Genomic DNA, 24,139 nt, shown 5'->3' on the forward strand with positions numbered 1-24,139 from the left:
TAATTAGCTATAGGTCACATCACCGTGTTTGGACATCGAAATTTTATGTCCTATAGTTATTCAAGGTGTTTTATATCAGGGATGGTATATGGACAGAATTGCGCAATCCTCTTTTCTGATCATCGACGACAGCAATATTATTCAAAGTGCAACCCGTGCATTGCTCATGAAGCTTGGGGTGCCGATGAACAACATCATCAGTACCGCCAATGCGAAAGGTGCTGTGCTTGCCTGCAGCAAGCGCAAATTTGATATCCTGTTGATCGACCATAATCTCGGTACTGGCAGCAGCGGGCTGCAGTTGCTCGAATACCTCCACTATAAAAACCTGATCCCTCGTCAAGCACTGGTCTTTATTGTGACAGGCAACGACAGCCAAGAAGTCTTTTTCGGTTATTCGCAGCATGAGCCCGATGGCTACCTGATCAAACCGATCCGCTCGGAAGATATTATCAAGCGCGTTGCTGCCGGGTTGCAGAAACGGGAGTATTGCGAACTATTACAGCAAGCCTATGTTAACGACGGGCTTGCCAGCGTTAAGCCATTGTTTGCCCAAGCACCGGATACTGCCGCCCTTAAAAGTGGCATTTTATTTGTTGCTGATCTGCTCACTGAGCAGGAGCAATTTGATGATGCTCAGGCAATGCTTGCCGGCTTGCTGCAAGTTCATGACGTCCTGCAAGCCAAAATCAAACAGGCCGAAATTCAGGTTGCGCAGAAAAACTACCAACAGGCATTAGAGAAAGTTAACCAATTAATCAAATTCAACCCCTTTAATATTCGCCTGCTCAAGCTCAAGACCACAATCTGCACCCTTACCGAGCAATGGGAGGAGGTTGAAGAGTCCATCCACCGCCATATCCAACTCCACAGCGGGAATATTGAGCAGACACTCACCCTGGCTTGGGTTCACCTTATTCACCAAGATCTTGAAAAAGCGATCCCCCTTTTATTCAAGACCGCGCAGCTACTTCCCCACTCAATGTGGGATACCCCCGGCCGTAGGGGGATGATTTTGTTTGCCGATCTGTTATCGCTCCAGCATAAAAAAGACAGCAATGGCCTGAAGAACTGGCGCCTCGACGGGGCGTGGAGCCGGCTTTGCAATGATCCCAAAAGCAGGCTTCGCAGCAAAGGGGTGCAAAAAGCGCTGCTCGCCATCCAAGCCCTACTGATAGGGGATGAGGAAAAGGCACGGGCCATTATGGCGATGGTTGAAGACAAAGAAGTCAGTGATACCGAAACAATCTACCTGGTTTGCTGGGCGTATAACTTCTTGGATGAACAAGAAAAGATTTCTCGCTACCAGCAGCTTGCCCTTAATAGCCAAGCGCCTAGCAGCGAAGGGCTGGCGACCCTCCAACGCATTGCCGTCTCTAATATGGTCAAGCCCAAAACCTCTGCCGAGCATGCCAAAATCGAATTAGGCGAGGCCACATAGTGGATTGCCTCCCCTGCTAGCCCACTTCTTTACAAGGACGTAAAGTATGCCGCCTTTCTCACAACCATTATTCCTTTTTCGAGCCATTTTTACCGTTTGGTTGTTCTTATCAATATTCAATATACAGGCAGCTCAAGTGGCACCAGGACTGGATCCTAGCACTGAGGCTAGCTCAATTAATGAACCCAGGCCGCTGATTCGAGTCGGTTTTCCGGGGTTTAACTTTCCACCTTACGTTTATCTTGATGAAGAACTCGAACAGCATATCTCAGCCAAGGGGCTCCCTGCTAGCCCACAAAGTTACAGCGGGCTGCTGATGGATGTGCTCCAGCAGGTTTCCCACCTCGCTGATTTTGACTATCAGGTGGTCTTCTACCCGACATTTGAGGATGTGACCAATGCGTTCAAGGCGGGTGATTTGGATCTGCTGGCAGGGGTAACATCGACCTCAAAGCGGCAGGAGTTTATGTCGTTTAGTGAGCCGATTTTTTCCCTGCGCCGGGGCGTAGTGACCCTGAACAAGCCCATTAATCACTACCATGAACTCGACAGCGAAGTTATCGCTATCGAGCAGGGCTTCGCCTTGCAGGAGCTGCTACCGGCCATTTTGCCCTGGGCTCAGCTCCGCCCCGTACCAGATAGCGCGGTGGCCCTCTCAAGCATTTTGGATAAAGAGGCAAAAGGCTATATCGGCGATGCTGTCGTACTGTCAAACTTGATCAAGCAACATGGTGACAAACAGCTAACTTTGTCCATCTTGCCCGACTTACCCACCAATCACCTCCATTTCTCAACCCAGAAAGGCAAGCACCGGCTGCTCAACCGAATCAACTTTGCGTTAGAAGACATTAAAGCTGACCGCCTCAAAGCCATCTACAACCAATGGCTGACGCCCGATCAACTCAATATGTTTGCCCATTTCGGTAATCTCAACTTGAGCCAGGAGGAGCGCAGTTGGCTCGAAGCCAACCCGACCATCTCCATTGGTGTCCACCGTGACTGGGAGCCTTATGATTTCATCAGCGAGCAAGCACACCACGCTGGGCTCACTGCCGATCTACTGAAGATCATTGCCAATGAGCTAGGGATAAAATTCGACATCATTTCAAAGCCTTCGTACAGCGAGTTGCGAGAAGCCTTTATCGATGGCGATATCATGATGTTGTCAGCGTTGGCAGAAACCCCCGAAGACGCCCTGCAAATGCATTTTTCCACCCCGTATGTCGATGAGCCTTGGGTACTCTTCGGCAATGCCGATTCCGCCTACGTGCAGATACTCAGCCAAGACAGCTCGGAGGTAGGTATCATCAACGGTACCGCTGGGGAGAGTTTGCTACCAGAACTGTGCAAGGGTTGCAGTGCGGTCGATTACCCCGACCAGAAAACGGCCTTTAAGGCGTTGCAAGCCGGGGATATCGACCAAGTCCTCACATCACTGCACCACGCTTCCCCGCTGCTGCAAAGTGACTATATCGGGCAGTTTCGGATGCAAGGCCAGATCTTGCCAGACAACTTGGTACCTTTGCGTTTTGCGGTCAACTACCGCCACCCTATCCTGTTGAATATAATCAACAAGGCCCTGGCCTCTATTCCTCAAGACGATTATTCAAGGTTAGAGCACCAATGGCTTACCTTTGATTACCAAGAAGGCCTAGCCCCGATGGAAGTCGCCAAATGGGCCGGGCTCATTTCAACCCTGGGTATCGTCGTTATAGCCAGCATCATTGGCTGGAACCGCAAGATGGCCAAGGAAATCTTGCAACGCAAAGCAGCTGAGCTACGGGCAAAAAATGCCGAACTGCGCCTCCAGCATCTAGCCGATAACCTCGATGGCATCGTGCTACAGCATATCCAGCCCGATCCCGCTAAGCCGCTGCAATTCCAGTTCACCTTTGTCAGTGCCAGTATTCGTGATCTGCTAAATGTTTCATCAAGCCAGCTATTTCAAGCTCCCCGTTCACTGTTTGATAAAATGGAAATTAGTAACATTGGCGAGCTGGAACAAAGCATGCTCAATGCCTGCCAACAGGGTCATTGGGATCATGAACAAGCCATTACAACGTCCACATCCACCCCGATGTGGGTGCAGTTCAAGAGCCGAATCACCCCCAGTGAACATGGCGGCTTTTACTGGAATACCGTCATCACCGATATATCTCTGCTCAAACAGCAGCAGCTGGCACTCGAGAGTGCCCGGCAGAGAGCGGAAAGCGCCACCGAGGCGAAATCCCAATTCCTCGCGACCATCAGCCACGAAGTGCGTACCCCGATCAGTGGCATTCTCGGCCTGCTCGAGCTGATGGCAGACCAACCGCTTAACGAAGAAACCCGCAACCTGCATGGGGGGCTCACCCAGTCGGCAAGGAATATGCTGCATATCGTCAACGACGTATTGGATTTTTCCAAAATAGAAGCCGGCAAGTTAGACCTAAACCCAACAGAGGTTGAGCTTGGCAATGTCCTGGCCCGGATCATCCAGCCCCAGTCGATCCACGCCCAGCAAAAGTCGTTGGCGTTCCATTACTGGCAAGACCCTACCCTGGCCTCTTACCATTACCTCGATGACATTCGCCTGCAGCAGGTATTGAACAACTTCCTCAACAACGCCATAAAATTCACCCAGCAGGGCACCATCTCCCTTGCTATTGATATCTTGGACAATCATGAAGATGGTACAGGCCAACACATTCAAACTGTCCGGTTCAGCGTCAAAGACAGCGGGATTGGGATTTCAAAAGAAAAGCAAAAGGCGCTTTTCCAGCCATTTGCCCAAGCGGACCAATCCACTAGCCGGCAATTTGGCGGCACTGGCCTCGGGTTGGCGATTGCCCGCAAGCTGGTAGAGCAAATGAACGGTAGCATCCACCTAGATAGCGAAGAAGGCAAAGGCAGTACCTTTAGTGTCACTCTTCCGCTGCCAGTGGTTGCCAAAGAGGAAACCAAACCAAGCCTGTTTGCCGGGCAGCAGAGTGCCGTGGTATTTGGCTATTTCTTGCAACGGGAAGAACTATGTCATTACCTCGAGAGCCATAGCGTCGAGCCAGAGTTAGTCACCCTTGATAGCCCATCTTCTGCTTGTGAGAAAATACGTAAATCTCAGCCTAGCTACGTCTTCCTGACCCTATCCCTATGGCAACAGCTGGCATTGTCAGCAAATTGGTTCAAGCGGCACTCCCCGGCCTCCAAAGTCATCATCATTAATCAAAACCCGATGCTGTCGCCGGAGCCCATGGATGAACACTGGTGCCTGTCGGTCAATCCGCTTTTCCCTGATAATTTGCGGCATGTCATGACCCAGCAGATCACACCGGGCTCGTTCCACTCCGACCATAGCCCACAGCACCAGGAAGAGGCAGAAACCCGCGAACAGGCTGAGTTGGCAGGCCGTTTAATCCAGGTCGCCGAGGACCACCCGATAAACCAACAAGTGATCGCCAAACAGCTAGAAAAGCTAGGCGTGGTTGCCGACATTGTCGACAACGGGATCCAAGCTTTGCAAGCGCTTGAAAAGCATAAATACGGGTTACTGCTTTCTGATTGCCATATGCCGGAAATGGATGGGTATAACCTTGCGGCGACTATTCGCCAAAAAGAACAACAAGCCTACGATCTTTATACTCAATTTGAACAATATGAAGAGAGCAATGAGGGCATGATGGCAAGATTGACGTCAACGGTAGGGGTGACGATTGCCAATACGTGTTTGCATGAAGGGCTCCCGATCGTTGCGCTAACCGCCAACGCGGTTCAGGGGGAAGATGGCCGGTGTTTTGATGCCGGCATGAGCGACTTCGTGGTCAAACCCGTTTCCATTGAACAGCTCAAAGGCCTCATTGAACGCTGGCTCCCAGCCAAAGAGGCTCAGCATAACATTGCCCCCACCTCTCCGGAGCTTGAGGTTCAGCCAGACACCGGCTTCCTAGCCGATGATTTTGGTGCCTTGTTTGGCGACATTTCTGATGCCCTTAACGGCGGTGAGCCCAGTTCTGATAGACACAGTTTCGGCAATGAACATAGCTTCGGTGAAGCGAGCTATACAGACAATTCCGTGTTGTCCGAGGCGGTAACAGAACCAACTGTCACGGATGAGAACCTTAACGGCTCAAGCCTTTTAGACAGGCAAAAGCTTGTCGGCATGTTCAATGACCGGGAGCTGGCCGAGAAGTTGATTGCTGAGTTCAAGCAAACCCACCAGCATGATCTCGCACTATTGGAAACGGCACTGGCTCAACAAGATCAACGCCTAGCCGCCGATATTGCCCACAGAATGAAGGGAGCCTCAAAGATGCTGGAATGTGAAGCGCTAGCAGAGCCCTTGGCTGATATAGAACAACACGCCAATAGCGAGAATATCGAACAGGCGCAACCTTCCATTGAGAAGTTAAGATTGCTCAGCGAGCTGTTGTAGCCATGCCCCTAAAACGAAAACACCCCGAGAAAGCAATTTCCCGGGGTGTTTTGCTAAAGCTTCTGTTAGCTTTTGGCTCAGCCTAATCTACCAGTCGCTTAACCAGTGAACATGGTGTCCACCAGGTTTATTGCAGGCGATTATTCTGCAGCTTCGCCGTCACGACGCTCAGCCGCTTCTTTGATCATTGGCTGTAGCTCACCTTTCTGGAACATCTCAAGGATGATGTCACAGCCACCGATTAGCTCACCTTCAATCCATAGCTGAGGGAAAGTCGGCCATTGTGCGTAGGCTGGAAGCTCAGCACGGATATCAGGGTTTTGCAGGATATCGACATATGCAAACTTTTCACCACACGCCATTAGCGCTTGCGACGCCTGAGAAGAAAAACCACAGCTTGGCAGTTTTGGTGAGCCTTTCATGTACAACAGAATTGCGTTTTCAGAAATCTGCTGTTTAATTTTGTCGATGGTTTCCATAGCTTCCTCTTACGACTTTGCTTTATAAGTTGACTATCTCAGACATCATTCTACTTGGTCACGCGCAGGAAAAAAATGCCTAAAGAAAGTAAGGATATTATTTTTCACCTCTTTTTGCTCTTCAGATCTTTTAATAAAGAAAAAACTTGCTAAAATGATTTCACCGTCACAATTTAGACCCATACCTCGCGGTATAGTAATTCAGTGACAATAGTCAGTTTCAAATAATAAGTTGGCCCTAGCCGACTGGAAGCAATGTCAAGGGAAACGCCCCTTAACCAAAATGGAGAATCGAGCAATGGCATTCGAACTACCAGCTCTACCTTACGAAAAAAATGCTCTTGAGCCACACATCTCTCAAGAAACTCTTGAGTACCACCACGGCAAACACCACAACACATACGTGGTTAAGCTAAACGGTCTTATCGAAGGTACTGAGCTAGAAGAAAAATCACTAGAAGAGATCGTTAAGACTTCAACTGGTGGTGTATTCAACAATGCAGCTCAGATCTGGAACCACACTTTCTACTGGCACTGCCTAGCACCAAACGCTGGCGGCGAACCAACAGGTGAAGTTGCAGAAGCAATCAACGCAGCATTCGGCTCTTTCGAAGCGTTCAAAGCGAAGTTCACTGATTCAGCAATCAACAACTTTGGTTCTTCTTGGACTTGGCTTGTTAAGAAAGCTGACGGCTCTCTAGACATCGTTAACACGTCTAACGCTGGCACTCCACTAACAGAAGAAGGTGTGACTCCTCTTCTAACTGTTGACCTGTGGGAACACGCTTACTACATCGATTACCGCAACCTACGTCCAGACTACATGAACGGTTTCTGGGCACTGGTTAACTGGGACTTCGTAGCGAAGAACCTAGCAGCTTAATCGCGCTAAAACTCCCCCTATATCGAATTGAAACGCCTGCTGATGCAGGCGTTTTTTTATGCCTCTAATATCTAACAGCATTCCAAAACCCAGCGTCATCCCAAGCTCTCTAAAAAAACTATAAAAAATATAAAATATAGGTATTTCATAGAGTTGATTGACGCTTTCCTGACAATTCGCTGAACAGATGAAAGTAAAAATGCGGGGGTATTCAGCAAGAAGATACTCCTATGACCAGACATTCAGCCTGCAAAAAGATTGCCACTTCTTTCCTTTGCCTAGCCCCTGCGATGGTGTTAGCCAATGATGTTGAGCCTTCAGCGGTTCCGGTTACCGTGGAGCCGGTATCCACCCGGCATATCGCGCAAAAAATCGAGGAGGTAGGAAAGATCACGGCACTTGATAACGCCAGCCTCACTTTCAGTGCCGGGGCGAAGATTGAAAAAATCGCCTTCAGCGATGGTGATGCGGTAAAAAAAGGCGATGTTATCGCCGAACTCGATAACACCAAAGCCAAAGCCGATCTGGATAAAGCCCGTAGCACTCTGAATTTGGCTAAAACTAAACTTCAGCGCACCCGTGATCTACTCGCCAAGCAGCCTGATGCGCTATCGCCCCAGGATGTCGACGAGCTGCAAGAAGAGGTCAATCTCGCCGCTGCTGATTTCCGCCAGCAAGAAGCAACCCTGAAAGACTACACCATCGTTGCCCCATTCGATGGTCGGCTTACCACCTTTACCCACTCAATCGGTAGCCATATCGACGCCTCTAGTGCCCTGGTCAGCTTATACAAGCTAGACCCAGTTAGCGTGACCTATGCCATCAGCCAGGAAGATCTCGGCATGGCACAAATCGGCCAGACAGTGAATGTGACAGTATCCGCCTATCCAAAACAGACTTTCACCGGTGAAGTGAGTTATATCGCTCCCGCCGTCGATGAAAGCTCAGGCCGAGTTGAGGTACATGCCACTATCGAGAATCAACAGCTGATCCTGGCACCGGGCATGTTTGCCAATGTCAGCCAGCAGTTGCAACGAGGCAAGCCTCTACTGGTCATCCCGCAAAATGCCGTGCTGGCCAATGACGAGCAGCGGTATATCTGGGTCATAGAGGGGAACAAGCCCGAGCGCCGAGAGGTTGAGCTGGGTGCCAATACCAATGATGGTTACGTTGTGATCACCAATGGCCTGGAAAAAGGAGAGAAGGTCGTTACCACTGGCCAGCAAAAGCTCACAGATGAGAGCTCTGTTAATGTGCTCTCCTCCCAGCAGCCTGAAAAAAACCTGTCAAAATCGGTAAATAATGCCGGAGACGTTACCAACAAGGAGGCCGGATAATGCGCTTGCCTGAAGTTTGTATCCGCCATCCGGTTTTTGCTTCTGTACTGAGTATCGCCGTCGTACTCTTGGGGGTCTTGTCATTCCAGAAGCTGGCCATCCAATACTTCCCGGAGCATCAAACCGCGACCGCGACCGTCAGTGCCAATATCACCGGTGCCAGTGCCGAGTTCATGTCTCGTAACGTCGCCGATAAACTGATTGATGCCGCAACAGGCCTCGACAGTGTCGATACCATGACCACCGACTGTGTTGAAGGTAGCTGTACCCTGAAAATCAACTTCAGCGATGATGTCGATGATGTTGAATACACCAACCTGATGAACAAGTTACGCAGCAGTGTCGAAACGATTGGTGATTTTCCACCGAGTATGACCGACAAGCCAACGGTAACGGATAATTCGTCAGATACCAGCACCACCAGTAACGTCATCACATTCGTCAACACTGGTGGCCTTGAGCAGCAGGAGATGTATGACTACATCAGCCAACAGCTTGTGCCGCAATTCCGTCACATTCAAGGAGTGGGCAGTGTCTGGGGGCCATATGGGGGCTCTTCGAAAGCCGTGCGGGTATGGCTCAAACCGGAGCGTATGAAAGCGCTTAACATCAAAACCGCTGATGTCGTCGGCACACTGAGCACCTACAACAGTACTTTCACTGCCGGAACCATCAAAGGTGAAGCTCGAGACTTCTCGATTAACCCTGTGAGCCAAGTCACTTCGCTGCAAGATGTGCAAGAACTCGTCATCCGGGTTGATAATGGTCAGATCATCCGGGTCAAAGACATTGCCGATGTTGTCATGGGCGAAGAAAGCCTGACCCCGAGCTTGCTCACGGTGAATGGTAATCAAGCCATGTCGTTGCAGGTTCTACCACTAAAAACAGAAAACCCCGTCGTCGTCGCCGAGCGGGTCAAGGCTGCTATCGAATCGATGCAAAGTAAGCTCCCTGACGGTATCGAGATGAAGATGGTTTACAACCAAGCCGACTTCATCGAATCTGCTATTAATGAAGGCTTTGCTACCTTGGTTGAAGCGGTAATATTGGTGTCTATCGTAGTCATGTTGTTTCTCGGCTCGTTTCGCGTTGCCTCGGTGCCGATCATTACCATCCCAGTATGCGTGATCGGTGTGTTTTCCGTGATGGCAATGCTTGGCTTTAGCATCAACGTCCTGACTATCCTTGCGATTATCCTCGCCATTGGTTTGGTGGTCGATGATGCCATTGTGGTGGTAGAAAACTGCTACCGCCATATCGAACAAGGGGAAACACCATTCAATGCCGCCTTGAAAGGCAGCAAGGAAATCATCTTCCCGGTGATTGCGATGACACTCACCCTGGCCGTGGTTTACCTGCCGATCGGGCTGATGTCCGGACTAACGCCTGATCTCTTTCGTCAGTTTGCTTTTACCCTAGCAGCGGCAGTGATCATCTCGGGGGTGGTCGCCCTTACCTTGTCGCCGATGATGAGCGCTTATTTAATCAAGCCAACAGAGCAACACCCAAAGTGGTTTGCCCGCATCGACCACCAGCTCAACCGCTTGGCCGACAGGTACACCCTTGAACTTGAAAAGTGGTTTAACCGCAAGGCAGTCATGGCAGGGTTGTCATGCCTTCTGTTAGTGTTGTCTGGGTTTGCCTTCATCAAAATGCCGCAGGTACTGTTGCCAACTGAAGACTCCGGTTTCATCGAAGTCACCTCAACCGCCCCGACCGGTGTCGGCCGCCAGTACCACCTTTCGCATAATGATGAACTCAACAGTGCGATGGCTGGCCAACGCGCTATCGAAGCCAACTTGTCATACATTGAAGGTACGCCAACCAACCATGTATTACTCAAGCCTTGGGGGGAGCGTCAGCAAACAGCGGATGAGGTCATAGCAAGCCTTACTGAAAAGGCTAACCGTACGGTTTCAGCCTACGACATGTCGTTCGCCGTGCGCTCTGCGGATAACCTTGGCATCGCAACGAATCTAGTGTTGGAACTGACAACGGTCGATCGTGATACTGATACTTTGGCGAAAACCGCTGAGCAAGTGACTAAACTACTAGAGCAGTACCCGGGGGTGACCAACGTTAAGAACTCAACCCTGCGTGATCAGTTAACCTATGATCTGGAAATTGACCGTAACGCGATTATTTTGTCGGGCGTCAGTTACAACGATGTCACCAATGCCCTATCAACCTTCCTCGGCTCGGTCAAAGCGGCAGACTTGCAGGCAGATGATGGCTTCACCTACCCTATCCAGGTACAGGTAAACCGCCGGGATCTCGGAAGCTTTAACGTACTTGATAAGCTCTATGTCAGCTCAGACTCAGGTCAGAGCCTGCCGTTGTCGCAGTTTGTCACTATCAAACAAACCACGGCGGAATCGAGCTTCAAGACCTTCATGGGCAAAGACAGTGCTGAAATCACCGCAGATTTAATGCCCGGCTATACGGCCAGCGATATCAAGGCTTACATTGATCAAGAAGTTCCTTCCTTGCTCAGCAGTGCCCAAGGCTACGACTTCAATGGCACGGTCAAACTGTTGGATGATTCCCAAGCTGGTACCCAGTTACTCTTCTTGCTAGCCCTGATCTTTGTTTATCTGATCCTGGCTGCGCAGTTCGAGAGCTTCATCGATCCGCTAGTTATCATGCTGACGGTCCCTCTGTGTATCGTGGGTGCGTTACTAACCTTGGCAATGTTTGATCAGAGCTTGAATATCTACTCGAAGATCGGATTGCTGACATTGGTTGGCCTCGTAACCAAGCATGGCATCTTGCTGGTTGAATTTGCCAACGAGCAGCGACGCCAGGGTGCCTGCGCCATCAAAGCGGCGTTGGAGAGTGCCCGCTCTCGTCTGCGCCCAATCTTGATGACCTCGCTCACCATGATCCTCGGCTCGCTGCCACTGGCCTTTGCCGACGGTCCTGGCTCTCTAGGGCGGGTGAACATCGGTCTGGTGCTGGTTGGTGGCTTAGTCGCAGGTACATTCTTCTCACTATTCGTGGTGCCTGTAGCCTATGTGGCAATGGCTAAGTTGAAAGAGAAAGATGTTCTCGCGATTTGGCGCCGTCAACGACAGGCCCCAGCAAACTAACAATCCCACCAATAAAAAAGGCCTGCATCATGCAGGCCTTGTTTCTAATAAATCAGATTCTTATTGCTTTTCAGCCAAGATAATACGCAGTGTACGACGCAGTGGCTCTGCCGCACCCCACAATAGCTGATCACCAACAGTAAACGCATTGAGGTAATCATCACCCATTGCCAGTTTACGCAGGCGACCGACAGGAACAGACAGCGTCCCTGTTACCTTCGTTGGGCTAAGCTCTTGGACAGTCACATCACGGTCGTTCGGGATCACTTTAACCCAGTCATTGTGCGATGCGATGATCTCTTCGACTTCATCCATCGGTACGGCTTTCTTCAGCTTCAGTGTCAGCGCCTGGCTGTGGCAGCGCATTGCACCGATACGCACACAGGTACCATCGATTGGAATTGGATTATTATCCAAGCCCAAGATCTTGTTGGTTTCTACCGAGCCTTTCCACTCTTCCTTGCTCTGGCCATTTTCACGCTTCACATCAATCCAAGGGATCAATGAACCCGCAAGCGGCGCACCGAACTCAGAAGCTGGGAAGTCTTCAGATCGCATGGTTTCCGCAACTTTACGGTCGATATCCAAAATGGACGTTGAAGGGTCAGCCAGCTCACTAGACACCGCATCGTTGATCACACCCATCTGGCTGATCAGCTCACGCATGTTTTTCGCTCCCGCACCAGAGGCAGCCTGGTAAGTTTGCGATGTCATCCACTCAACCAAACCTGCTTGGTACAAGCCACCTACAGCCATCAGCATCAAGCTAACCGTACAGTTACCGCCGGCAAAGGTACTTACACCATTATGCAGACCCTGTTTCATTTGCTCGTAGTTGACCGGATCAAGGGCAATGATCGACTCTTCCTTCATGCGCAGAGTAGAAGCCGCATCAATCCAATACCCTTTCCAGCCTGCTTGGCGTAGTGCTGGGTAAACTTTCTCGGTATAGCCACCGCCTTGGCAGGTGACAATCGCGTCCAACTGTTTCAAGCGCTCAATATCAAACGCATCATGAAGGACACCGGCATCCTTACCAAAATTCGGAGCTGGGATCCCCACTTGGGACGTAGAGAAGAATACAGGCTCAATCACGTTGAAATCACCTTCTTCTACCATACGTTGCATCAGGACAGAGCCCACCATGCCTCGCCAACCCACTAATCCTACTTTCATCATGTGCACTACACTCCCTGATTCATTGTTCTATCGGTATAACTATCGCGTTTAATATATGGCATGGAAAGGCCCCTACTGGTAAGACCTAACCCCAGTTAACCCGCGATAGTTATAGCGACAGGCAGACCCCCATCTATAGTAATTTCAGCAACGAAACTCAAGCATAAGTTGCAAAAATCCTGTAAAAAAAATCACCACCCTGTAAACAAAACCGCCGATATTTATTACACCCGTCAGCACAGAATGCTAAATCCCCACATTATTTTTGGTGAAATTTCGGGCTAGAACACAACCAAAAACCGAACAAAGAGCAGACAGAAGCCAACAAAATGTTCAAAAACAAGACCAAAAGATGAAAAATCAGTTAAGTCACAGCTAACTTCCACTATCACTTATTTTGATCATTTCGCCACACATTGATAACCTACCAAAACTCGCAAGCACAACGCTTAATTCTAGAATACCACCCCAATTGCGGTGGTATCATCTATCTATTAATGGAATCACACAAATGGAAACAACATGAAAGAACAGTCAAAAAACAAACAAAACACAAATTAAGCACGCAAAATTAACAATAATTCAAAATACAAATGTGCTTTTTTAAAGGGTTACAACTTCATTTTGGATGAGATCACATCTAGAGACATTTTCTATCGTGAGCTCGAAAGCTATCCGCTAGAGTAGCGGCGAATCAATGCTAGTACCCTTTAGCAGACCTATCAGGTCATCAAAACTATTAGAAAATAATCCCTTAGGACCGATATTTCCTGTCCTAAGGCTATTCACAATTTACAGGCTCGAACTTACAAGGTTAGAAGTATGAACAAACAGACTGTAAAACTACCGTCGCTGACTCAGGTCTTTATCGCTCTCGGTATTTTTCTTGCGCTGGCTTTCTCTTTTACTGCGAAACTCGATTTACCTATCCAGCTTGCGCTTTACATCGGCTGGTTCGTGATCATCGCACTGGGCATCAAGCTTGGTCATGATTACAAATCGCTGGAAACAGCAGCGACCAAAGGCATTGCCAACGGCTTAGGTGCTGTCCTAATCCTACTGGCAGTCGGTGCCCTCGTCGGAACCTGGATTGCCGGTGGTATTGTGCCAACCATCATTTATTATGGCCTCAAGGCTATCCACCCATCCATCTTCCTGCTGGCGACAATGCTGATCTGTTCGATGACAGCGCTGGCAACGGGTACCTCTTGGGGGGCGGCAGGTACTGCCGGTATCGCAATGATGGGGATCGGTCAGGGTCTTGGTATTCCTGCGCCAATGACAGCCGGTGCAGTCCTGTCTGGCTGTTACTTCGGTGACAAACTATCACCGCTATCAGACTCGGTGATTCTGGCTTCATCGATGTCGAATGTAGAAGTTGTTGAGCATATCAAAGGCATGCTGCCGATTGCCCTGATCAGCTACATCATTACCGGTATACTGTTTACTGGTGTTGGCATTCACTACGCCGGCAATGTCGATATGTCTCAGGTTGAGTCTGTTATCCTGGCCATGGACAAGCAGTTCGTAATCTCGCCATTCTCGTTTGTTCCGGTGATCATTGTGCTTGCCCTTCTGGCTTTGCGCCTGCCTTCCTTCCCAGTTATTTCGCTAGGTTCATTGCTGGGTATCGTATGGGCGGTTATGGTTCAGGATATGGACCCACTCGTTGCCTTTAATACTGCCTGGGCACCTTTCTCCATCGATTCGGGTGTTGATTTCATCGATGCCATCCTCAATCGTGGCGGTATGTCGTCCATGCTGGGCTCAGTCGCTGTTATCATCTTCGGCCTTGGCTTTGGTGGCCTACTGGACAAAGTCGGTGTATTGCAGACTATTGCCAAGATCTTCGAGAAACGCGTTAACTCAGCGGGTAGCCTATCGGTATCAACGATTGCTACCGCCTTCCTAGGTAACGTTTTCGGCTCTGCAATGTACGTATCACTGATCCTGACACCAAAAATCTGTGCCAAGAACTACGACCGCCTTGGCTACCAGCGTAAGAACCTATCACGTAATGCAGAGTTCGGCGGTACCCTGACTTCCGGCATGGTGCCGTGGAGTGATAACGGTATCTACATGGCGAGCATTCTGGGTGTCGCGACCTTCTCCTACGCACCGTTCATGTGGTTGAGCTTCGTGTGTATCATCGTCACCATTGTTTCTTCCTACATGGGTTGGTTCGTTGACCGCTGCCCACCAACAGCAGCAAGCGAAGAGGCTGATGATGCAGCACTGCCATCCACTCAAGGACAGCAACAAACCGCATAATTTGCATAACTGCCACTTATAAAGACTTCAAAGAGCGCCCTATGGCGCTCTTTCTTATCCCGGAGTCAACAATATAGTTGTAAACAAATATTAATTGAACTTATACTAACTAAGCCCTCTTAACACCCACATTTATCATTCCTGAAAGCACAGAAACCATCAAAATAAACATACAAAGCACAACTTGAAAATGGTTAATTAATAATAAAAAAACAATTAATCATGCTTCAAAACATCCATGAACGATATTAAAATATGTGAATGAGATATTAATGTAGATCATGATCACAAATACCAGCCATTAACCCGTTTGGATTAGCATTCAGTAGCACATATTGACCCCCGTCAATTATTTCCCCCATAAATCAGGGACAATGACCTCGTTTCTTATTTTGAGGGCTGTGTAACAGCTCAATTTGCAGTGAAGAGCTGTGAAGAATTGTTACAGATTCCTTATTTTGGCCAATCGGCCTTTTTGATTCCTAAGAGGTTACATATGAGCAATCCAGCAGAGAAAAACCAAAAGGTAACGATAGGTGCATACATTGCCCTAGCGTTCGCTTTTGTGTTCTTTTCAGGTCTACTACAAACCAACGAGTGGTACGGTGTATTTGATTTCAACACCCTGAACGGTTCTTTCGGTACAATGGCGAACACAGTAACTGCTACGGCAGACGGTGCCATCGAAGTCACGCAAACCACTATGCGCGGTACTGGCGGTAGCGGTGCACGTGACGGCTTCCTATTCGCCCTAACACTTGTACCTACTGTTATGTTCGCACTGGGTATGATCAACGTTCTTGAGCACTACGGTGCCCTTGACGCAGCACGTAAGCTACTGACTCCACTACTACGTCCGCTAGTTGGCCTACCAGGCGATACCGGCCTGGCGCTAATCGCTTCTCTGCAGAACACTGACTCAGGCGCATCAATGACTCGCCAGCTTCAGGAAGGCGGCCACATCACTCAGCGTGAAACCGATGTATTCGCGATGTTCCAGTTCTCTGCCGGTGCAACCATTGTTAACTTCTTCTCTTCAGGTGCGGTGCTATTCACCCTAACCTACGCTGACGGCAGCAACGCAGTAACCTCTTCAATCGGTTTGGCAGTCGTCATCATGTTCGTGATGAAGATTGTTGGCGCGAACATCTTCCGCCTATACCTAAAAGCCACTGACAAGAAAAACAACGTTTCTACTGAGAAGGAGACCGCATAATGTCTCAAGCAACTAAAAAACCAATGGTTACTGACATCTTCGTAGAAGGCGCGAAGAAAGGCTGGGCAATCTCTACCAGCTCAACGATTCCAAACGTACTGATGGCTTTCGTGATCATCAAAGTACTTTCGCTAACCGGTGCACTAGACGCAATGGGCGTTCTGTTCTCACCTATCATGGGCATCTTCGGCCTACCGGGTGAAGCAGCAGCCGTACTTATCGGTGCTTGGATGTCTATGGGTGGTGCAGTGGGTGTGGTAATCACCCTATTTGACGCGGGTATCCTTGACGGTAACCACATCGCTATCCTAGCCCCTGCTATCTACCTAATGGGCTCTCAGGTTCAGTACCTTGGCCGTATCCTAGGTGTTATCGGCACAGAAGGCCGCCACATCCCAGTGATGGTTGCAATCTCTGTTCTGAATGCATTCGTTGCGATGTTCGTGATGAACATCCTAGTGTAAATCACTCCCTTTAAGGGGGCGTATTGCCCCCTTTTTCCTGTCGCTATTCATACCCTACAGGGTTTCTCTCAGGAGCTAATATGAGTTTCTCACTGCAAGATTACTTGGAAGAACTACGCCCGCTGATCGATGTTGACTGCGGTACGCTAACCAAAGAAGGCATTGAAGTTATTGCCAACCAGATGGAGCAAAAATACGTTGATCTGGGCTGGAATGTTAAGCGCATTGACTGTGGCATTGCCGGTACTGGCCTTGAAGTCCGCAACAAGCCTGAAGCAGAGCAGATTGACGTAATGCTAATCGGCCACATGGATACGGTTTTCCCTGTTGGCACTGTTGCTGCTCGCCCAATGACGTTTGATGACAAGCGTGCCTACGGTCCTGGCGTTTCTGACATGAAATCTGGCCTGTTGAACGTTGTTTACGCCCTGCGTGAAATGGACAAGGAAACCCTGGACAAGCTGTCTATCTGTGTATGCATGAACCCAGATGAAGAAATCGGTTCGCTACACTCAGAAAAATGGCTGAAGAGCGTTGCAGTTAACGCGAAAAATGTATTGGTAGCAGAAGCTGCCCGTGCAGACGGCTCTTTGGTAAAAGCCCGTAAGGGTATGGCTCGCTACCGCATGACTTTCGCTGGTAAAGCAGCACACGCAGGTAACGAACCACAAAACGGCCGCAGTGCTATCACTGAAATGGCCAACTGGATCCTAGCTATTAACGAGCTGACTAACTTCGAAAGCGGCACTACCCTGAACGTCGGTGTTGTTAAAGGTGGCGCAGGTGCCAACATCGTTCCTGACCACGCTGAAGCTGTGGTTGACGTTCGTTTCTGGGACAACGACGAATACGCTGCTGCCGATTCGAAGATCCGTGCGATGGCAGAAACGCCATTCGTTGACGGTGTTGCGATCACTATTGACCGCGAAGCGCACAAACCATCGATGGTTCCTTCTGAGAAAACAGAAGCGCTGATGGCGTTGGTTGAAGAGTCAGGCAAAGAGCTAGGTATCGACATTACTTGGCAAGAAGTAGGCGGCGGTTCTGACGCTAACCTGACTGCGGTACTTGGTATCCCGACACTAGACGGCCTTGGCCCGGCCGGTGCCGGTTTCCACAGTGCTGACGAGTACCTTGAGCTTGAGACTATCGAGCCTCGTATCCAGCTACTGAAAAAAGTACTGGCTAAAATCGCGGATTAATCAAAACTAACTCACCATTTTAGACAAAAGGGCGCATCGGCGCCCTTTTTCATTCTGCTCTGTTTGCATTCTGAGCAACTCCCTCCGGCTTATCCCTTTGACCGCATCCGGTTCTTTTCATCTGCTTGGTAAGCCTCTAGATATTTCTTCCGCACCTTGGCTAAGTGCGCCTGAGCAAGTTGTGCCTTTACTTTCATAGAGGTAGCCATAACAAATCCATATAGCTGAGCGAGATGCGATAGGCTACAGGCATACAAAACACCGTTCAATAGCGCAAGCTCAATCAATACAATTCGATACAATTATCCTATCTAGTCCACATAAGTGGTATTTTATATGGATGTTTTTAGCAAAACTGATCTTGATCAATGACGTTACTGCGCTTTGCCTCTATCCTCGCCTCATAAGTTGCAATATAAATACACCTTTAAAGGAATGCAATAATGTCGAACTTAGCAATGTTCTGTCACCAATGCTCTATGGCCCAGACTGGCGGCTGTGGTAGCACGGGAAAAACCCAAGGCACTTGTGGTAAAGACGAAAACCTTTCCCGCCTGCAAGATATTATGATTTTCGGCCTGAAGGGCCTCTCTGCCTACCGTACTCATGCCGATGATCTGGGTGCAGACACCAAATCAGTCGATGACGTGATTGCCGAAACCCTATACTTCACGCTGACTAACGTTAACTTCAGCTTCGATCAGCATATCGAACAGCTAATGAAGATCGGTGGTGCCGGTAGCGAGATGATGTCTCGCCTCGGTGAAGCCCACCATGGCCGCTTAGGGATCCCTACTCCTGTATGTGTGCCGCAGAACAAAGCGGAAGGTAAAGGCATCCTGGTTACCGGTCACGACCTTGAGCTACTAGAGCGCTTGCTGATTGCCACCGAGGGCAAAGGCATTAATATCTATACCCACTCAGAAATGCTACCTGCCCACGGCTATCCTGAGCTGCGTAAGTACAGCCACCTTAAGGGTAATATCGGTAAAGCTTGGTTCGACCAAAAGCAACTGTTCCAGAAGTGGAACGGTACTATCATCGTTACCACCAACTGTATTGTACCGCCAACAGGCCGTGCTGATTATGCAGACCGCCTGTACAGCTACGGCATTGTGGGTATCGATAACTGTCGCCAGCTTGAGGACGATTTCGGTCCATTGATCGAGCAGACACTAAGCCTGCCGGACATCGAAGGTTTCGAAAGCGAAGAAACCCTGATGACTGGCCACAACTACAAGACGATTCTTGGTTTGGCTCCGCAGATCCTTGAAGCGGTGAACGAAGGCAATATCAAGCAGTTCTTCGTTGTTGCCGGTTGTGACAAGCCTGGTAAACCTAATGACTACTTCCGCGAGTTAGCCCTGTCGATCCCGGACGATTGCATTATTCTGACATCTTCGTGCGGTAAGTTCCGTTTCAACGACCATGACTTCGGTACCGTTCCGGGCACAGAGATCCCGCGTTACCTAGACCTCGGCCAATGTAACGACAGCTACGGTGCGGTGATGATCGCACTAGCCTTAAGCGATGCGATGGGCGTGCCTGTGAACGATCTTCCAGTAAACATCGTTCTGTCATGGATGGAGCAAAAAGCGGTATTGATCCTGCTGGCACTGTTCAACCTGGGTATCCAGAACATCTACCTTGGCCCTAACCCGCCAGAGTTTGTTAACGAAGATATCTTCGCCTTCCTGCAGCAGCAGTTCAACCTGCAGCTGACTGGCAACGCCAAAGAAGATTTGGCTCGCATGCTGAACCCTCAGCCACAGCTAGACGTGGTTGAAGTGTAATACGGCAACCATGCCCTCGGGCCGGCCCTCTGCTACCCACTAGGGGTCGGCCCACCCTTAATTAAAACAATAACACAGCAACATGTTTGCCTGTGTCGATTACCTGCACCTGTTAAACAGGGCTTGCCCATTGGAGCCAGTCATGTCTACTCATCAACAAAGCCAATCGCAGTTTGTCACCATGGACGGCAATGAAGCCGCCGCATCAGTCGCTTACCGCTGTAATGAAGTGATCGGTATCTACCCTATCACCCCGTCTTCCCCGATGTCGGAAGCGTGCGAGACATGGGAATCGCAGCAAAAGGAAAATATCTGGGGCCAGGTCCCTCGGGTTATTGAAATGCAATCCGAAGGCGGTGCCGCCGGTGCCGTGCATGGCGCCCTGATGGCTGGCGCGATGTCGACCACCTTTACCTCATCGCAGGGGTTGCTGCTCAAAATCCCTAACATGTACAAGATTGCAGGCGAGCTGACTCCGTTCGTTATGCATGTTGCCGCCCGTACCCTTGCAACCCATGCTTTGTCCATTTTCGGTGATCACTCAGATGTGATGGCAGTTCGCCAGACAGGCTTTGCCATGCTGGCCGCTGGCAGTGTGCAGCAAGCCCATGACTTTGCGCTGATCTGCCAAGCAGCCACATTGGAAAGCCGTGTCCCCTTCATGCACTTCTTCGATGGCTTCCGTACCTCGCATGAAATCAACAAAATCAAAGTGATTGATGACGAGACGTTACATGCCATGGTAGACAACGAGCAGGTCAACGCCTTCCGTGAACGCGGCCTGACTCCAGATGCCCCGAGTATCCGCGGAACCGCCCAAAACCCAGATACCTTCTTCCAGGCCCGCGAAGCTTCAAACCTGTTCTATCAAGCCTGCCCTGATATCGTCGCAGCGAAAATGGCCCAGTTTGCCGAACTGACAGGTCGTGAGTATCGCCCGTTTGACTACTACGGTCATCCACAAGCTGATGATGTGATCGTGGTAATGGGCTCGGCTTCATCGACTGTGAAGCAAGCCGTTGACCACCAGCTAGCCCTCGGCCAAAAAGTCGGTGTTGTTACTGTTCACTTGTACCGCCCGTTCTCGCTATCACATCTGATTGCAGTATTACCGACGTCGGTGGCACGTATCGCAGTGCTGGATCGCACCAAAGAGCCGGGTGCCTTGGGCGAACCACTTTACTTGGATGTCATGGCTGCCTTGCAGCAGGCCGTTGCCAACCAGCAATTCCCGCACATGCCTGCGATTGTCGGTGGTCGCTATGGCCTGTCTTCCAAAGAATTTACCCCATCGCATGCGGCTGGCATTTTCAACGCCATGCTGGAAAATCAGATCAAGCATCCGTTTACCGTGGGGATCGTCGATGACATCACCCACTTATCGCTTCCTCAGCCAACAGCTATCGACATTGAGCCGGCAGGACGATTGCGTGCACTGTTTTATGGTTTGGGAGCCGACGGGACGGTCAGTGCCAACAAGAACACCATCAAGATCCTCGGTGAAAATACCCCGCTGCACACCCAGGGGTATTTTGTCTACGACTCGAAAAAATCTGGCGGGATCACCACCTCGCACCTGCGCATTGACCCACAAGCCGTAGAAGCTCCCTACCTGATTGAGCAGGCTGATTTTATTGCCTGCCATCAGTTCCAGTTCATCAACAAACTTGAAATGTTCGAGAAAGCAGCGCCTAAAGCAACCTTGCTCATCAACAGCCCCCATGATGCCGACAGTGTCTGGCAACACCTGCCACGGGAAGTGCAGCAGGTAATCATTGGCCGCCAGTTGAAGCTGTATGTGATTGATGCTGTCAAACTTGCCCGTGAACTGGGGCTGAAAAACCGTATCAACACCATTATGCAGGCCGGTTTCTTTGCCCTTAGCAACTTAATGCCTCTTGAAGACGCACTCGCTCAGCTCAAAACCGCCATTGAGAAAAGCTATAGCAAACGTGGCCCGGCGATTGTTAAAGCCAACCATGCCGCGGTGGATGCCGCCGTTGCCCATCTGCAGGTAATCGTTATTCCGGATGAAGTCACCAGTATTTTCCGTCGTCCACCGGTAGTCAGTGAAAATGCACCGGATTTGGTCAAGCGTGTCAGCGCCATGATGATGGCTGACAAAGGCGATCAATTACCAGTCAGTGCCTTCCCCGTTGATGGCTGTTGGCCGACAGCCACGACCCAGTGGGAAAAGCGTAACATTGCCCAGGAAGTGCCAGTCTGGGAAGAAGATCTGTGTACCCAATGTAATATCTGTACCTTGGTGTGCCCACATGCAGCTATCCGCGCTAAAACCGTATCCCCGGGCGAACTGATCGATGCCCCTGACGGTTTCAAGCATACCGACTACAAACAGCGTGACTTCAAAGGCCAGGCCTATACCTTGCAAGTGTCACCTATGGACTGCACCGGCTGTAACCTGTGCACCACTGCATGCCCTGCCAGTGACAAAGACAACCCAGCCCGCAAGGCCATCAATATGGTGCCGAAACAGCAAGTCATTGAACAGCAGAGCGCAAACTACGAGTACTTCCTGCAACTGCCTGAAGTGGAGCGCATTGATATCAAACGTCTCGATGCCCGTACCAGCCAACTTCTACAGCCATTGTTCGAATATTCTGGCGCCTGCTCGGGTTGCGGCGAGACTTCCTATGTCAAATTGCTTACCCAGCTATTCGGTGACCGCTTGCTGATCGCCAATGCAACTGGCTGTTCGTCAATCTATGGCGGTAACTTACCAACCACACCGTATGCTGTTAACAGTGATGGACGTGGCCCGGCTTGGGCTAACTCGCTGTTCGAAGACAACGCCGAGTTCGGTTTGGGCATGCGCTTGGCACTAGACAGCAAGCGCAACAATGCCCTAACGCTGCTTGATACCGCGCGCGATATTATTCCGGCAGAGCTAATTGAGCAGATCCGCGTGGATGCCTTTGACAGCAGCGAAGCAGCCGTGGTCCGCCAACGTGGCAACCTTACCCGTCTGCGTGCCGCCCTGCCTTATTCAATGCGCCAGCTTGATGCTTGTGCCGATGACTTGGTGGCGAAAAGCAACTGGATAGTTGGTGGTGACGGCTGGGCCTATGACATCGGTTATGGCGGCTTGGATCATGTCCTTGCCGGCGGCGATAACGTCAACGTACTCGTCATGGACACCCAGGGATATTCCAATACCGGTGGCCAGCAGTCAAAAGCGACGCCAACCGGCGCGTTCGCCAAATTCGCCACCCAGGGCAAAACCAGCCAAGGCAAAGACTTGGCGCTTAACATGATGATGCATGGCAATGTCTACATCGCCAAGATCGCTTTGGGTGCCAACATGAACCAGACCATCAAGGCCCTGCAGGAAGCAGAAGCTTACCCTGGCCCATCTTTGGTGATTGCTTACTCACCTTGCATTACCCATGGCTTTGACATGGCAGAAGGCGTCGAGCATCAGCAACTCTTGGTCGATTCTGGCCTATGGCCGCTGTTCCGCTTTGACCCGCGCCGGGTTGCCAAAGGCCGTGCCGCGCTGCAGATGGACTCAAAACCAGCTAAGAAAGACATCGAGGAACTGATTGGCCGTGAAGCACGCTTCACCCAAATCAAGCGCAAAGATCCGCAGCGCTACGAGCAGAACCTCAGCCGCCTTCACCAACAGGTTAACCACAAACACCAGCTGCTTGAACAGCTAGCACAGTGGAAACCGGCGAAAGACACAAACAATTAACCCTGTTTATTTCAAACCGCATTACAAAGCGGCTGGCCGATCAATCCCCCGGCGGCCAGCCCACGAAAATAGTTAGGAGAATACAATATGGCTAACATCGGCATTTTCTTCGGTAGCGATACCGGCAACACAGAAAAAGTAGCAGAAAAGATCGCAACCAAGCTGTCTTTGGACGCGCAGGATATCGCGGGCAACAGCAGCGATATCTTTGATGACTACGATTTGCTGATCCTCGGTACACCCACCGCCAACTACGGCGAGATGCAGCCTGACTGGGATTACTTTGTTCCTGAACTGGAAGATGCCGATCTCAATGGCAAAAAGGTGGCTCTGTTTGGCCTTGGCGACCAGGTTGATTACCCTGATAGCTTCCTGGATGCGATGGGTGAGTTGGCTGAAATGGTAGAAGAGGCAGGTGGTGAGCTCGTCGGCGAATGGCCAACAGATGGCTACGAGTTCAATGACTCACGTGCAGTCAAAGGCGGGAAATTTGTCGGCCTTGCGCTGGATGAAGACCGCCAGCCTGAACTGACAGATGATCGCATTGCCACTTGGCTATCAACGCTAGGCCTTTAAGCCGTTAGGCATCGAAAAAAGAGTGACAAGGGCTGCACACCGCAGCCCTTTTTGTTGGGACTTAATCACTAAGATCAGCCTATACA

General features: G+C 50.2%; 14 protein-coding genes. 12 read left to right on the forward strand and 2 right to left on the reverse strand.

Going from position 1 to position 24,139, the window contains the following annotated elements; genetic code table 11:
• Window positions 1–88: 88 nt before the first annotated feature.
• Together ACXAGQ_RS01830 and ACXAGQ_RS01835 are read left to right on the forward strand one after the other, a co-directional pair.
• A complete protein-coding gene (locus tag ACXAGQ_RS01830) occupies window positions 89–1,441 on the forward strand; it encodes a response regulator (protein WP_475251323.1) in 1,353 nt (450 codons plus the stop codon).
• Window positions 1,442–1,577: 136 nt separating this feature from the next.
• Entirely contained in the window at window positions 1,578–5,849 is a 4,272-nt protein-coding gene (locus tag ACXAGQ_RS01835; protein ID WP_475251325.1) for a transporter substrate-binding domain-containing protein, read from the forward strand.
• 140 nt (window positions 5,850–5,989) lie between these two features.
• Here the strand turns inward: ACXAGQ_RS01835 and ACXAGQ_RS01840 are convergent, their stop codons facing one another.
• Entirely contained in the window at window positions 5,990–6,328 is a 339-nt protein-coding gene (locus tag ACXAGQ_RS01840) for a Grx4 family monothiol glutaredoxin (RefSeq protein ID WP_475251327.1), read from the reverse strand.
• Between the two features lie 298 nt (window positions 6,329–6,626).
• Between ACXAGQ_RS01840 and sodB the strand changes: the two genes are divergently transcribed.
• The 3 genes from sodB (at window position 6,627) to ACXAGQ_RS01855 (ending at window position 11,637) form a co-directional block, all read left to right on the forward strand.
• Window positions 6,627–7,211, forward strand: coding sequence for a superoxide dismutase [Fe] (sodB, locus tag ACXAGQ_RS01845; RefSeq protein ID WP_039456908.1), 585 nt, complete (start codon window positions 6,627–6,629; stop codon window positions 7,209–7,211).
• 230 nt (window positions 7,212–7,441) lie between these two features.
• On the forward strand, window positions 7,442–8,548 hold the full coding sequence (locus ACXAGQ_RS01850) for an efflux RND transporter periplasmic adaptor subunit (protein WP_475251329.1): 1,107 nt from the start codon (window positions 7,442–7,444) through the stop codon (window positions 8,546–8,548).
• A complete protein-coding gene (locus tag ACXAGQ_RS01855; protein WP_475251331.1) occupies window positions 8,548–11,637 on the forward strand; it encodes an efflux RND transporter permease subunit in 3,090 nt (1,029 codons plus the stop codon). The genes ACXAGQ_RS01850 and ACXAGQ_RS01855 overlap by 1 nt, the downstream gene beginning before the upstream one ends.
• Before the next feature lie 60 nt (window positions 11,638–11,697).
• Here the strand turns inward: ACXAGQ_RS01855 and asd are convergent, their stop codons facing one another.
• Entirely contained in the window at window positions 11,698–12,816 is a 1,119-nt protein-coding gene (gene asd / locus ACXAGQ_RS01860) for an aspartate-semialdehyde dehydrogenase (protein WP_170114905.1), read from the reverse strand.
• 822 nt (window positions 12,817–13,638) lie between these two features.
• On the opposite strand from asd, the gene nhaC reads away from it, so the two are divergent.
• The 7 genes from nhaC (at window position 13,639) to fldA (ending at window position 24,053) form a co-directional block, all read left to right on the forward strand.
• Window positions 13,639–15,087, forward strand: a complete 1,449-nt coding sequence (gene nhaC / locus ACXAGQ_RS01865) for a Na+/H+ antiporter NhaC (RefSeq protein WP_475251333.1) — start codon at window positions 13,639–13,641, stop codon at window positions 15,085–15,087.
• A gap of 496 nt (window positions 15,088–15,583) precedes the next feature.
• Complete coding sequence (locus ACXAGQ_RS01870; RefSeq protein ID WP_475251335.1) at window positions 15,584–16,303, forward strand: nucleoside recognition domain-containing protein; 720 nt, start codon at window positions 15,584–15,586, stop codon at window positions 16,301–16,303.
• Window positions 16,303–16,767: a YjiG family protein gene (locus ACXAGQ_RS01875; RefSeq protein WP_107298624.1), complete on the forward strand. Its 465-nt coding sequence runs from the start codon at window positions 16,303–16,305 to the stop codon at window positions 16,765–16,767. The genes ACXAGQ_RS01870 and ACXAGQ_RS01875 overlap by 1 nt, the downstream gene beginning before the upstream one ends.
• Window positions 16,768–16,847: 80 nt before the next feature.
• Complete coding sequence (locus tag ACXAGQ_RS01880; protein WP_475251337.1) at window positions 16,848–17,969, forward strand: M20 family metallopeptidase; 1,122 nt, start codon at window positions 16,848–16,850, stop codon at window positions 17,967–17,969.
• A 443-nt stretch (window positions 17,970–18,412) separates the two neighbouring features.
• A complete protein-coding gene (gene hcp / locus ACXAGQ_RS01885; protein WP_475251339.1) occupies window positions 18,413–19,762 on the forward strand; it encodes a hydroxylamine reductase in 1,350 nt (449 codons plus the stop codon).
• Window positions 19,763–19,904: 142 nt separating this feature from the next.
• Complete coding sequence (gene nifJ, locus ACXAGQ_RS01890; protein ID WP_475251341.1) at window positions 19,905–23,477, forward strand: pyruvate:ferredoxin (flavodoxin) oxidoreductase; 3,573 nt, start codon at window positions 19,905–19,907, stop codon at window positions 23,475–23,477.
• A gap of 87 nt (window positions 23,478–23,564) precedes the next feature.
• On the forward strand, window positions 23,565–24,053 hold the full coding sequence (gene fldA / locus ACXAGQ_RS01895; RefSeq protein WP_475251343.1) for a flavodoxin FldA: 489 nt from the start codon (window positions 23,565–23,567) through the stop codon (window positions 24,051–24,053).
• Window positions 24,054–24,139: the final 86 nt, after the last annotated feature.

This window comes from Photobacterium sp. ABD4_091 (genome assembly GCF_056160145.1).